12 protein-coding genes are annotated in these 12,462 nt (G+C 70.6%); 5 read left to right on the top strand and 7 right to left on the bottom strand.

Annotated elements, in window-relative coordinates:
* Positions 1-3 precede the first annotated feature (3 nt).
* Positions 4-612 carry a class I SAM-dependent methyltransferase gene (locus tag ACQPWU_RS41630; protein ID WP_433431175.1) on the top strand — a complete coding sequence of 203 codons (609 nt, stop codon included), beginning with the start codon at positions 4-6 and terminating at the stop codon, positions 610-612.
* 1 nt (position 613) lies between these two features.
* Here the strand turns inward: ACQPWU_RS41630 and ACQPWU_RS41625 are convergent, their stop codons facing one another.
* From ACQPWU_RS41625 to ACQPWU_RS41605, 5 genes are all read right to left on the bottom strand, one after another.
* Complete coding sequence (locus ACQPWU_RS41625; protein WP_433431174.1) at positions 614-1,480, bottom strand: sugar phosphate isomerase/epimerase family protein; 867 nt, start codon at positions 1,478-1,480, stop codon at positions 614-616.
* Positions 1,477-2,613, bottom strand: a complete 1,137-nt coding sequence (locus tag ACQPWU_RS41620; RefSeq protein WP_433431173.1) for a dihydrodipicolinate synthase family protein — start codon at positions 2,611-2,613, stop codon at positions 1,477-1,479. Before ACQPWU_RS41620 ends, ACQPWU_RS41625 begins: the two co-directional genes overlap by 4 nt.
* Positions 2,610-3,755 (bottom strand): Gfo/Idh/MocA family protein, encoded by a 1,146-nt coding sequence (locus ACQPWU_RS41615; protein WP_433431172.1) that lies wholly within the window; start codon positions 3,753-3,755, stop codon positions 2,610-2,612. Before ACQPWU_RS41615 ends, ACQPWU_RS41620 begins: the two co-directional genes overlap by 4 nt.
* A 325-nt stretch (positions 3,756-4,080) precedes the next feature.
* Positions 4,081-5,307, bottom strand: a complete 1,227-nt coding sequence (locus tag ACQPWU_RS41610; RefSeq protein WP_433431171.1) for an HRDC domain-containing protein — start codon at positions 5,305-5,307, stop codon at positions 4,081-4,083.
* 45 nt (positions 5,308-5,352) lie between these two features.
* Complete coding sequence (locus tag ACQPWU_RS41605) at positions 5,353-5,946, bottom strand: DUF3000 domain-containing protein (protein WP_360709374.1); 594 nt, start codon at positions 5,944-5,946, stop codon at positions 5,353-5,355.
* A gap of 565 nt (positions 5,947-6,511) precedes the next feature.
* Here ACQPWU_RS41605 and hemE point away from each other — a divergent pair.
* Entirely contained in the window at positions 6,512-7,564 is a 1,053-nt protein-coding gene (gene hemE, locus ACQPWU_RS41600; protein ID WP_433431170.1) for a uroporphyrinogen decarboxylase, read from the top strand.
* Between the two features lie 9 nt (positions 7,565-7,573).
* Here the strand turns inward: hemE and ACQPWU_RS41595 are convergent, their stop codons facing one another.
* Positions 7,574-8,512 (bottom strand): DUF4349 domain-containing protein, encoded by a 939-nt coding sequence (locus ACQPWU_RS41595; protein WP_433431169.1) that lies wholly within the window; start codon positions 8,510-8,512, stop codon positions 7,574-7,576.
* Between the two features lie 118 nt (positions 8,513-8,630).
* Here ACQPWU_RS41595 and hemG point away from each other — a divergent pair, with 118 nt between their 5' ends.
* From hemG to ACQPWU_RS41580, 3 genes are all read left to right on the top strand, one after another.
* Entirely contained in the window at positions 8,631-10,034 is a 1,404-nt protein-coding gene (gene hemG / locus ACQPWU_RS41590; RefSeq protein ID WP_433431168.1) for a protoporphyrinogen oxidase, read from the top strand.
* 5 nt (positions 10,035-10,039) lie between these two features.
* Complete coding sequence (gene hemQ / locus ACQPWU_RS41585) at positions 10,040-10,741, top strand: hydrogen peroxide-dependent heme synthase (RefSeq protein WP_433431167.1); 702 nt, start codon at positions 10,040-10,042, stop codon at positions 10,739-10,741.
* A gap of 275 nt (positions 10,742-11,016) precedes the next feature.
* Positions 11,017-11,673: a hypothetical protein gene (locus tag ACQPWU_RS41580; protein WP_433431166.1), complete on the top strand. Its 657-nt coding sequence runs from the start codon at positions 11,017-11,019 to the stop codon at positions 11,671-11,673.
* 174 nt (positions 11,674-11,847) lie between these two features.
* Here the strand turns inward: ACQPWU_RS41580 and msrB are convergent, their stop codons facing one another.
* Complete coding sequence (msrB, locus tag ACQPWU_RS41575; RefSeq protein ID WP_433431165.1) at positions 11,848-12,249, bottom strand: peptide-methionine (R)-S-oxide reductase MsrB; 402 nt, start codon at positions 12,247-12,249, stop codon at positions 11,848-11,850.
* Between the last annotated feature and the right edge of the window lie 213 nt (positions 12,250-12,462).

The following is a 12,462-nucleotide window of genomic DNA, read 5'->3' as shown; positions in this document are numbered from 1 at the left end:
CAAATGCCCGAAGCGTACTGGAACCACAACGTGCATTACCAGCGGCTCGTCCTCCGGCTCGTGCCCGAGGGGTGCGAGCGGGCGCTCGACGTCGGTTGCGGCGACGGTCTGCTGCCGAGCAGGCTGGCGGCCCGCGTCCCCGCCGTGACGGGCGCCGACCGTCACGCCGAGGCGATCGCGATGGCCCGCCGGAGGCACGGCCATCTGGACAACGTCACGTTCGTCGAGGCCGACTACCTCGACGACCCGAAGGGATCGCTTCCGGAGGGCAAGTACGACCTCGTCACCGCCGTCGCCGTCATCCACCACGCCGACTTCCGCGAGGCCGTGGAGGCCCTGGTGCGGCTGCTCGCGCCCGGCGGTCGGCTGGTGGTCGTCGGCCTCGGCAGGGACCGCTCACCTCTGGACTGGGCCGTCCGCCTCGCGGGGCAGGCGGCCTCGCGCGTCCTGCAGCTGCGCCACGGCCGCAAGAGCGGCGCGGGCGTGCCGGCCATGGATCCCGTCATGCCGTGGGGAGAGGTGGGGCGGGCGGCCCGCCGGCTGCTGCCCGGCTGCCGCTTCCGCCGCCTCCTGCTCCGGCGCTACCTGCTCGTGTGGGACAAGCCGAGGTAGCTCAGGGGAGCACCAGCTCCTCATACCTGGCCTTCATCGTGGCCACCACCTCGTCGGGGTCGGCGGCCCAGACGTCGGCGTTGAAGATCTCCACCTCGATGTCGCCCGCGTACCCGGCGGCCTGCACGGCCTCGGTGATCGGCCTGAAGTCGATCACGCCGTCGCCCATCATGCCCCGCCCGAGCAGGAGGTCCTGCGGCAGCGGGTGCAGGTAGTCGCACACCTGGTACGAGGCGATCCTGCGGCCGGCCCGCGCGATGTCCTCGAACACCCGCGGGTCCCACCACACGTGGAACGTGTCGACCACCACGCCGACCTGATCGTCCGGGTACGCCAGGCTCAGATCGAGCGCCTGGCCCAGGGTGGACAGGACCGCCCGGTCGGGGCAGTAGATCGGGTGCAGCGGCTCCAGGGCCAGCTTGACCCCGCGCTCCCCGGCGTAGGGCGCCAGCTCCGCCAGCGCCTCCGCCACCCGCTCGCGCGCCCCGGCCACGTCACGCGAGAAACCGCCCGCGGGCAGCGGCTCGCCAGGTTTCACGCCCGGCAGGCCGCCGACCACCATGACCAGGCACGCCGCCGACAGCTCGGCCGCCTCGTCGATGGCCCGCCGGTTGTCGTCCAGCGCCTGCGCGAAGGCACGACGCCCCTCCTCGCCCGGCAGCCCGCCGGCCGTGAGGAAGCCGCCCCGGCACAGCGACGACACCCGCAGCCCGGCCTCGCGTACCAGCTTCACGCTCTCCGCGAGACCCTGCTCGGCGACCTTCTCCCGCCACAGCCCGACCGCCTCCAGGCCGTGCCGCACGCACCCGTCCACGGCCTCGGCCACGGACCAGCGCCTGGTGGTCCACTGGTTCAGCGCAAGGCTCACAGGCCGTTCACCGCCAGCAGCGCCTTCATCCGGCGTACGGCGAGCTCCTGGTCGGCCAGCAGCCCGGCCTGGTCGGCGAGGCGGAACACCTCCGACAGGTGGAGCAGCGAGCGGGCCGACTGGGCGCCGTTCACCATGGCGAACGCGTCCTGGTGGCCGTTGAGCCAGGCCAGGAAGACGATGCCGGTCTTGTAGTTGTACGTCGGCGCCTCGAAGATCTTCCGCGACAGAGGGACGGTCGGGGTGAAGATCTCGTCATAGCGGTCCAGGTCGCCGGAGTCGAGCGCCTGGAGGGCCGCCGCCGCGGCCGGGGCGATGGCGTCGAAGATGCCCAGCAGCGCGTGCGAGCCCGACTTGATCAGCGACGGGTAGTTGAAGTCGTCGCCCGTGTACAGCTTGACGCCCTCGGGGAGCGCGGCGCGCAGTCGGACCTCGTGCTCCTCGTCCAGCAGCGACACCTTCACGCCGTCCACCATCGCGGGGTGGGCGTGGATCAGCTCCAGGAACGACTCCGTCGCCGCCGCCACGTCCCGCGAACCCCAGTAGCCGGCCAGCTGCGGGTCGAACATCTCGCCCAGCCAGTGCAGGATCACCGGCCGGTCGGCCAGGCCGAACAGCTTGCCGTACACCTGGTGGTAGTCCTCGGGACCCGTCGCCACCTTGGCGAGCTGGCGGGAGGCCATGACGATCACCCCGGCGCCGGCCGACTGGACGGTCTCGATCTGCTCGGCGTACGCGGCGGTGATCGTGTTCAGGTCGGCGGCCTGAGGCGCGTGGTCGGTGCCCGCGCCGCAGGCGACCAGCGTCGCCGGGTCGCCGTACGAGTGGGCCTCGGCGGCGCTGCGCCGGATGAGCTCCTTGGTCGCCGCCCAGTCCAGGCCCATGTTGCGCTGGGCGGTGTCCATGGCGTCCGCGACACGCAGGCCGTGCGACCACAGGTGGCGGCGGAAGCGCAGGGTGGCCTCCCAGTCCACGGCGGCGGGGGAGCCGGGCGTGTTGTCGCCGAGCGGGTCGGCCACCACGTGGGCGGCGGCGTACACGATGCGGCCGGCGGGCGGTTTGTCCGGCACCGCCCACGTCACCGGCTCGCGCAGCTCGTAAGCCCCGATCCCGGGCAGGTCGATCGTCGTCACAGCTGCGGCACCTCGATTCTGCGGCCCTCGGCGTTCGAACGCAGCCCCAGCTCGGCGAGCTGCACGCCGCGGGCGCCCGAGGCGAAGTCGTTCGGGAAGGGCGCGTCCTCCAGCACGTGCCTGACGAACGCCTCCCACTGCACCTTGAACCCGTTGTCGAACTCGGCGTTGTCCGGCACCTCCTGCCAGCCGTCGCGGAAGCGGGCGGTGGCGGGCAGGTCAGGGTTCCAGACGGGCTTGGGGGTGGCGGAGCGGTGCTGGGCCCGGCAGTTGCGCAGCCCGGCGACCGCGCTGCCGTGCGTGCCGTCCACCTGGAACTCGACCAGCTCGTCGCGGTTCACGCGAACCGTCCAGGACGAGTTGATCTGCGCGACGATGCCGCCTTCGAGCTCGAAGATCCCGTACGCGGCGTCGTCCGCGGTGGCCTGGTACGTCTTGCCCTGCTCGTCCACACGTGACGGGATGTGCGTCACGGCGCGGGCGTAGACGGACTGGACGCGGCCGAACAGGTTCTCCATCACGTAGTGCCAGTGCGGGAACATGTCGAGCACGATGCCGCCGCCGTCCTCGGCCCGGTAGTTCCACGACGGGCGCTGCGCCTCCTGCCAGTCGCCCTCGAACACCCAGTAGCCGAACTCACCGTGCACCGACAGGATCCGGCCGAAGAAGCCGCCGTCGATCAGCCGCTTGAGCTTGAGCAGGCCGGGGAGGAACAGCTTGTCCTGCACGACGCCGTTCTTCACGCCCTTGGCCGCGGCTGCCTCGGCCAGCGCCGTCGCCTCCTGCGTCGACTCGGCGGTGGGCTTCTCGGCGTAGATGTGCTTGCCCGCTTCGATGGCCTTCAGGACGGCTTTGACGCGGGCGCTGGTGACCTGGGCGTCGAAGTAGATCAGGTTGTCGTCGTTGGCGAGGGCGGAGTCGAGATCCGTGGTGAAATCCGAAATCCCATGCTTCTCCGCGATATCTGCCAATTTGTCGGCATTTCTCCCGACGAGTACGGGCTTGAGCTTCACCTTGGTGCCGTCCGAGAGCGTGACACCGCCCTGCTCGTTGATGGCCAGGACGGAACGGACCAGGTGCTGGCGGTAGCCCATCCGTCCGGTGACGCCGTTCATCACGACGCCGATGGTGCGCACGCTCATTGAGGATCCCTTCAGGACAAACATGGGGAAAGCGCTTTCCCGAACCGTACGGCCGCCCTGCCAACCACGTCAAGTAGCCCTCGCCGCTCGTCCCCCGAAACCTGTGTCCGGACCGTCTGGAGTGAGGACACCATGGACCTCTTGATCGACGCGCACGCCGCCACTCGCCCACGCACCCCGCACACGCGGCCGGGTACGCCCGGGGGGCGGCGTCGCCACGACCGGCCCTTGAACGCATTGGTGCATGCCGCGACGGCCGGGCCCGGCGGAAGCACGGGCTCCAGCCGGGCCGCAGCGTCGGACTCCACCTGGAGCCGGCCTGCGGCTACAGGTCGCCGCGGGTCTCCAGGCGGGCCAGGGCCTTGGTGATGGGGTGGGAGGTCAGGGAGAGCTGCCATTCGCGGGCCCCCAGCTCGCGCAGCCGGGCGGTGACGGTCTCCTCGTTGATCTCCGCGGGTGGCTCCCACGTGAGCCGTCGTACCGCATCCGGCTGCAGCAGGTTCTCCGTGGGCATGTGGTGCTGCTCGGCCAGCCCCGCCACCACCGCGCGGGCGGCGGCCAGGCGTTTCGCGGCGGCCGGGTCGCGGTCGGCCCAGCGGTTGGGCGGTGGCGGACCTTCGCCGGGAGTGCTCGGCGTGGGGAGCTGGCCTTCGGGCAGCTGGCGGGCGCGGGTCACCGCGGCGAGCCAGTCGCTCATATGCCGGCGCGCGCTACGCCCGGTGAATGCCGATATTTCGGTCAAAGCCTTCTTGGTGCGGGGCCCCTCGAGCGCGGCCGTCACGATGGCGGCATCGGGCAGCACCCGCCCAGGCGCCAGGTCGGCCTCCCGGGCGATCCTGTCGCGCATGGTCCACAGCTCCCGGACGATCGCCAGCGCCCGTACGTTGCGTACCTTGTGGATGCCCGAGGTGCGCCGCCAGGGGTCGGACCGGGGGACGGGCGGCGGCGTGTTGAGCACGGCGTCGAACTCCTCGCGCGCCCACTCCAGCTTCCCGCTCTCCGTGAGCTCCTGGTAGAGCGAGTCACGGAGCTCGACCAGCACCTCCACGTCGAGCGCCGCGTACCGCAGCCAGTCTTCCGGCAGCGGCCTGGTGGACCAGTCGGCGGCCGAGTGGCCCTTCTCCAGGCGCAGCCCGAGCACGGTCTCGACCATCGTGCCGAGCCCCACCCGCTCGTAGCCGAGCAGCCGCCCCGCCAGCTCGGTGTCGAACATCCGCCGGGGCCTGAACCCCACCTCCAGGAGGCACGGCAGGTCCTGGGACGCGGCGTGCAGCACGACCTCGGCGTCGGCCACGGCCGCGTCGAGCGCGGACAGGTCGGGACACGCGATCGGGTCGATCAGCGCGGTGCCCGCCCCGCCGCGGCGCAGCTGCACGAGGTAGGCGCGGTTGCCGTAGCGGTAGCCCGAGGCGCGCTCGGCGTCGACCGCGACGGGACCGGTGCCCGCCGCGAAGCGCGAAACGATTTCAGTGAGCGCGGCGTCGTCCGCGATGACCGGTGGAATGCCCTCGCGTGGCTCGAGCAGCGGCTCGACGGTGCGTTCTTCTGTCATGAGCTCACCGACCTCATGACGCTGATGCTGTCTTGACTGATGCCCTCACTTCGTACGGTCACTCTCCGGATCATCACGGCGGCGGGGAAGGGCGGCCACGTCGGGCGGGAGCGGCGGGATCCCCGCCGCCAGGCACATGAGGTCGCACCAGGCGGCGACGTGGCCGGAGAGATCCTCCTGCGCGGGTGACCAGGACGCCCGCAGCTCGAGCTCGGTCGTGACCGGGTCTTCGGCCTTGTTGCCGAACCCCTCTGACACGGCTCTTGTCACCGTACCGCCAGCGGCGGAGTAGTCGGCTTGATGTGCGTCCAGAGCCTCGGTCAGCCAGCTCCAGGCGACCGGCCCGAGCAGCGGATCGGACGTGATCTCCGGCTCCATGTCGGCCCTGACATAGGCCACCAGCCGGAACGGGCCCTCCCACCCGCGCTGGCCCTCAGGGTCGTAGAGCAGGATCAGGCGGCCCACCGCGAGCTCGTCGTCGTCGCGGTAGACCGACGCGCCGATGGCGGCCGAGTAGGGGGCCAGCCGCTGTGGCGCGGGAAGGTCTTCGAGCTCGATCTCCGGCCTGACCTCGGCCAGCCGCATGCTCTCCGCCGCACGCGCGAACGCTGCGGGAGGAGGCTGGTCACCGAGTGTCATAGCGGAAGCGTAGGTCGAAGACGGACGGAAGGGGACCACGGGGGTGCTCATCCTTCGTGATCAAGCCGCTGCCGTAACCAGCTGGCGAATCGGTCGGAGGGATTCGGCGGTGGCGAGGATGATCGCGTGACCGCACTCGACGCAGGCCCACTCGGGACAGTGGCCGGGCTCATGCCCGTCGAGGCACGGCGGCTGCTCGAACGGCCGCTCACCTGCGCAGGAAGGGCAGCGCTCACTGCGGCGCTCTGGGGAACTCCACAACGCGGTTGTCGCACGAGTCATCGAACCGGGGCCTTTCTTCGGGTCGTGGCTCCGACGTTGGCACGAGCCGCTGACAATTCCCCGCAACGCGCTCGGCGTGTCCCGAAAGTGGTCTCTGAATCGATGCCGCGCGGTGGGTTGGTGAACATTTGGCCCAGTCGAGACCGGCTCTCTGGCCGGGCATGGGGTGTGTTCGACCCGAGTGCGGCGCCGATGCCGAGCAGACCGGTAAACCTTCATCTGGCTATCTGATCATGCTTTGGGGTGTCCAATCGATGTTTTTCCGACAGGTCGCTCCCGTGTCATGGCCGACACCCGTACGTGGCACCCTTGTGGAGTGAACCTCGCCGACTCCGCATTCCTGCGTGCCTGCCGTCGCCAGCCCGTTCCGCACACCCCGGTCTGGTACATGCGCCAGGCCGGTCGGTCGCTGCCTGAATACCTGAGGGTCCGCGAGGGCGTGCCGATGCTCACCGCCTGCGCGACGCCCGACCTGATCGTCGAGATCACCATGCAGCCGGTGCGCCGGTACGGCGTGGACGCCGCGATCTTCTTCAGTGACATCGTGGTGCCGCTCAAGGCCATCGGCGTCGACCTCGACATCAAGCCGGGCGTCGGCCCCGTCATGGCCGACCCGATCCGCGACGCCAAGGGCATCGACGCGCTGCGGCCGCTGGAGCCGGACGACGTGCCGTACGTCACCGAGGCCATCCAGGCGCTGACCGGCGAGCTGGGCGGCACGCCGCTGATCGGCTTCGCCGGCGCGCCGTTCACGCTCGGCTCGTACCTCATCGAGGGCGGCCCGTCCAAGAACCACGACCGGACCAAGGCCATGATGTACGGCGAGCCGGAGCTGTGGCACGCGCTCATGGAACGGCTCTCCACGATCGTCCTCGAGCACCTGCGCATCCAGATCGCCGCAGGGGCCTCGGCCGTGCAGCTCTTCGACTCCTGGGTGGGAGCGGTGGCGCCGGCCGACTATCGGGAGTTCATCCTGCCCCACACGCGGCGCATCTTCGAGGGCGTGGCGGGCGTCCCGCGCATCCACTTCGGCGTCGGCACGGGCGAGCTGCTCGGCGTGCTCGGCGAGGCCGGGGCCGACGTGGTGGGCGTGGACTGGCGGGTGCCGCTCGACGAGGCGGCCCGCCGGGTCGGCCCCGGCAAGGCGCTGCAGGGCAACCTCGACCCGGCCGTGCTGCTGGCGCCGTGGGAGGTGGTCGAGCGCAAGGCACGCGAGGTACTGCGCCTGGGGCGGGCGGCCGAGGGGCACGTGTTCAACCTGGGGCACGGCGTGCTGCCCTCGACCGATCCCGACCAGCTCAAGCGCCTCACCGACCTCGTTCACGAGGCCGGCTGACGGTCCGGGTCAGGCCGCTTCCGGGTCCGGACCGCCGGGCTGCGGCCCCGGCGGGGGCATGGGGGTCCGGGGGCGCCTGCCGCGGTCACGCCGTGCCAGATAGATCACCAGCGCGACCAGCGGCAGCGAGGCGACCAGCCACGGCAGCACCGCGCCGAGCACGGTGACCGACACTTTCGCGAACGACACCAGCGCCTGCCAGCCCGCCTTGAGCCCGCCCAGGAAACCGGCGGGCTCGTCGGAGGGATCCTCGACGACGGCGACCGGCCCGACCAGCCGGAGCGTCACCGTGGCCATGGCGACCTGGGTGGCCAGCTGCTTCTGCTGCGCCTGCAGCGACTCAAGGTCGGCCTCGCGCGAGGAGATCTCCCGCTCCACCTGCAGCACCTGCCCGACGGTGTCGGCCTTCTTCAGCAGCGTGCGCAGCGACTCCAGCGACTGCTGCGCCGACTTCAGCCGGCTGTTGACGTCGGCCACCTGCATGGTGACGTCCTGGGTGCCCTGGTTCATGGACAGCTGCTTGCCCAGGTCCTTGCCGAGCCGGCCCAGCACCTCGTTGTACTTGTCCGGTGGGATCTTGAACTCCAATGTGGCCGTGTCCTCGGTGTCGCCGGCCGAGTTCGTCTCCTCCTTCGACAGGTAGCCTCCCGCCGACGTCACGATCTGCTTGGCCTGCTGGGCGGCGGCGGTGACCTGCTTGGCCCGCACCGTCAGGGCGCCGGTGTAGATGACCTGCCGGTCCTGCTGGGTCAGGTTGACGTTCGAGACGAGGCCGTCCTTGCTCTGCGGCTGTCTCGCCTGGTTGTCGAGGTTCTGGGCCACGGCCGGCGCGGACGCGGCGCCCGAGGACTCGCGGCTGGCGCTGTCCATGCTGCTGCTGCCACAGCCCGCCAGGAGCAGGGCCGAGCAGGCGGTCGTGAGTGCGACTCCGTACCGGATTCTCCTCATGCCCATAAGACGGTCTGCGGATCGCCCTGGTTTGACAACGGAAATCACGTTACGGTCACTGCTCCCTCGCTGCCCCCGCGCAGCTGGGCACCCCGGCGAGGCGGTAGCGTCTGGAGACGTGGAAGGGAATCGGGCGCACGTCGTCGTCGTCGGCGGAGGGATTTCCGGTCTCGCCGCCGCGTGGTATCTCCGCCAGAGCGCGGGCGAGCGGGTCAAGGTGACCGTGCTCGAGGCCGGGTCACGGGTCGGCGGCAAGCTGTACGCCTCGGAGGTCGCCGGGGTTAACGTGGACGCGGGCGCGGAGGCCATGCTGGCCAGGCGGCCCGAGGGCAAAGACCTGGCCGGGGGGGTCGGGCTCGGCGACGACCTGGTCTTCCCCGGCACCACGACCTCGGCCGTCTACGCCAGGGGCGCACTGCGCGCGATGCCGAAGGGCCAGGTCATGGGCGTGCCCGCCGACCTGACCGAGCTGGCCAAGTCGGGCATCGTCTCGCCCGGCGGCCTGCTGCGCGTGCCACTCGACCAGATCCTGCCGGCGACTCTCGTGCGCACCGACGTGTCCGTGGCCGCCTACGTCCGCGCCAGGATGGGCGCCGAGATCGTCGACCGGCTGATCGAGCCGCTGCTCGGCGGCGTCTACGCCGGCCGTTCCGACATGCTGTCCCTGGAGGCCACGATGCCGCGCGTGGCGGCGGTGGCACGCTCCGAGCGCTCGCTGCTGACCGGGGCCAGGCAGCTCGTCGAGGAGACGCCGAAGGACGCGGGCCCGGTCTTCACGTCGCTGAAGAACGGTCTCGGCGGCCTGCCCGAGGCGGTCGCCAAGGCGTCGGGCGCGGACATCAGGACCGGCGTCACCGTGCGCGAGCTGCGCAGGACCGGTGACGGCTGGCAGCTGGTCACGGGCCCCGTCCCGAAGCCCGAGATCGTCGAGGCGGACGCGGTGATCGTGGCCACGCCGGGCGCGGCCGCCGGCAGGCTGCTCAAGGCCGAGGTGCCCAAGGCGGCGAGCGAGCTGGCCAGGATCGAGTACGCCAGCATGGCCATCGTCACGCTCGCGTACCCGATCGACGCCTTCCCCCAGCCGCCGGCCTCCAGCGGCTACCTGGTGCCGCCCGTCGAGGGGCGGCCGGTCAAGGCGGTCACGTTCAGCTCGGTCAAGTGGCCGCACCTGGCGACGGACATGGTGATCCTGCGCTGCTCGATCGGCAGGATCGGCGAGGAGCACCTGCTCCAGCGGGACGACACCGAGCTGGTGTCGCTGGCCACGGCCGAGATGGCCGACGTGATGGGCGTGAGCGGCCTGCCGATCGACACCAGGGTCACGCGCTGGGGCGGGGCGCTGCCGCAGTACAACGTGGGCCACCTCGACCGGGTGGCCAGGGTGCGCGCCGCGGTGGCCATGGAGCCGGGGCTGGCCGTCTGCGGCGCCGCCTACGACGGCATCGGCATCCCCGCCTGCGTCGGCACCGCGCGTACGGCCGCCGCCCGGATTCTGGACCACCTGTCTCAACGAGGAGAATAGGCGACATGACAGAGGCTTCGCCGCGGCTCAAGGCCCGCGATCTCAACCAGGTGATCCGTTACACGATGTGGTCGGTCTTCCAGGTGACCGAGCCGTGTCCCGTCGATCGCGACGGCCTGGCGGGCGAGGTCGAGGAGCTGCTGGAGCAGGCCGCCGGCAAGGGCGTCGTGACCAGGGGGGTCTACGACGTGGCGGGGTTGCGGGCCGACGCCGACTACATGTTCTGGTGGCACGCGGCCACGCCCGAGGACCTGCAGGACGTCTACGCCAGGTTCCGCCGCACCGAGCTGGGCCGGCACAGCAGGCCCGTCTGGTCGGCGATGGCGCTGCACCGGCCGGCCGAGTTCAACAAGTCGCACATTCCCGCCTTCCTCGCCGAGGAGGAGCCGCGCGCTTACGTGAGCGTCTATCCGTTCGTGCGGTCCTACGAGTGGTACTTGCTGGACGACTCCGAGCGCCGCGCCATGCTGGCCGAGCACGGCAGGATGGCGCGCGACTATCCCGACGTGCGGGCCAACACGGTGGCGTGCTTCTCGCTCAACGACTACGAGTGGATGCTCGCGTTCGAGGCCGACGAGCTGCACAGGATCGTCGACCTGATGCGCACGCTGCGGGGCGCGCAGGCCCGCCGCCACACCCGCGTCGAGATCCCGTTCTACACGGGGGCGCGCAAGCCGGTGCGGGAGCTGGTGGCTGCCCTGCCCTAGCCGCCGGCGACACCTCGCCTTGGGACCCAGGGGAAAAGATCCAGACCAAGTTGGCGATCCAACGGACTTGATCTATCCCCTTTGTCACAATCAGGGAAATCCTTCGCTCGTACGGGCGCGCCTGCGGTGGCACGTTCCAAGGCGATGGGGAGGGCGGGGTGATGGGCGGATCGGGCAGGCGGGGGAGCCGGCGGCGGGCATCCGGCCGGCATGTGGCGGCGCGATCGCCGCATGGGCGGCGTCGTATCGGAAGGCTGCGGTGGGCTGCCGGGGCGGTGGCGCTGGCGGGAGGCGTCGCCGCGGGGCTCGGCGCGAACGGGACTTTCAACGGGCCGCTGACCGCCGCCTCCGCCCAGCAGCCGCGCGCGGCGTCCGGCTCGCAAGCCCGGGCCGAGCAGCAGAACGGGTCCTCGGCGCTGTCCGGCAGGGCTGAGACCGGCGCGGGGGCGAGCGCGCAGGCCAGGGCGCGCGAGCTGCCGAAGACCGAGCCGCCCAAGGCCACTGCCGGCGCGGCCACCTCCGGCGCGGTGGAGCCCGGCCTGGTGGAGGGGAGCGCCAACCCGGAGGACCCCGACCCCGCTGAGGCGGAGGATTACAGGGCGGACGGGCCGTCGCGGCACACCGACCAGCAGGCGGCGGAGTATTTCCGTACGCACTGGAGCCCGGACGACACGGCGCTGAAACGCCTCAAGGACATCCGCACTGTCGGCGGATATTTGCGCATTTACACGGATTTGCCGGAAACGGCGGGCAATTCCTCGCAGGCGATCACGCTGTGCAAGCGCGGCCTGGAATACCTGCACTCTCTCGGTGTGGCCAACCCGGTCGTGTTCGTCCAGGCCGAGTTCGGCGAGAACGGGAACCCCGTGCTCGCCAACATCCTCGGCCCCTCCGACACCAGTTGCCGGGTCACCCACCCAGAACCCGGCTGACTCTCTGGAGAATCGCCTAGCGCACCCGTACCCGCGTCTTCGAGCACACTTCGCACCGTTGCGTCACGACTCGCCCGATAGTCTCAATCGTCACCCAGCGGTGGCGAAGATGGACAAAGCGCACACGAATCTCCTACCCGAGGCAGGCGATCGGTACGCGCTGTCGTTAGCCGATCACCCCTTGGGTTCAAGCGTAAGGGAGATCGAGTTGATGCAGTAACGGTCGTCGGTCGGTGTCGGGTATCCCTCGCCGTGGAACACATGACCAAGATGCGAGTCGCACTGCGCGCACCGCACCTCGACGCGTACCATCCCGTGGCTGCGGTCCTCGATCAGCCGCACCGCGTCGGAGTCGGACGGCGCGAAGAAGCTCGGCCATCCGCAGTGCGACTCGAACTTCGTGTCCGACCGGAACAGCTCGGCCCCGCAGGCGCGGCACGAGTAGACGCCCTCTGTCTTGGTGTCGACGTACTCGCCCGTGAACGGGCGCTCGGTCCCGGCCTCCCTGAGGACGTGGAACTCCTCAGGCGAGAGCTGAACCCGCCACTCCGCCTCGCTCTTGACCACCTTGTCCATGAGTCCAGGGTACGAGATCCGAGCAATTAGGGATCAGGCAAAAAGAGATCTTCGGAGGGTGAAGCATCCGTTCTGGGGTGAATTCGCGTCTTTGTAGGCAAGGGGGTGTCATCGCCTCCTGCCAAGGGGTGAGATCATCCGCAGATCTCGGCGAGCGGCACAGCCCACGCCCGTGCTGGAGCCGCCGGGGGTCGCAACGGCCGGCCGGGTGGC

This window comes from Nonomuraea sp. CA-141351, from assembly GCF_050944675.1.
Taxonomy (GTDB): Bacteria; Actinomycetota; Actinomycetes; order Streptosporangiales; family Streptosporangiaceae; genus Nonomuraea.
The sequence above is the reverse complement of the archived record's forward strand: the minus strand, read 5'-3'. Positions and strand labels throughout refer to the sequence as shown.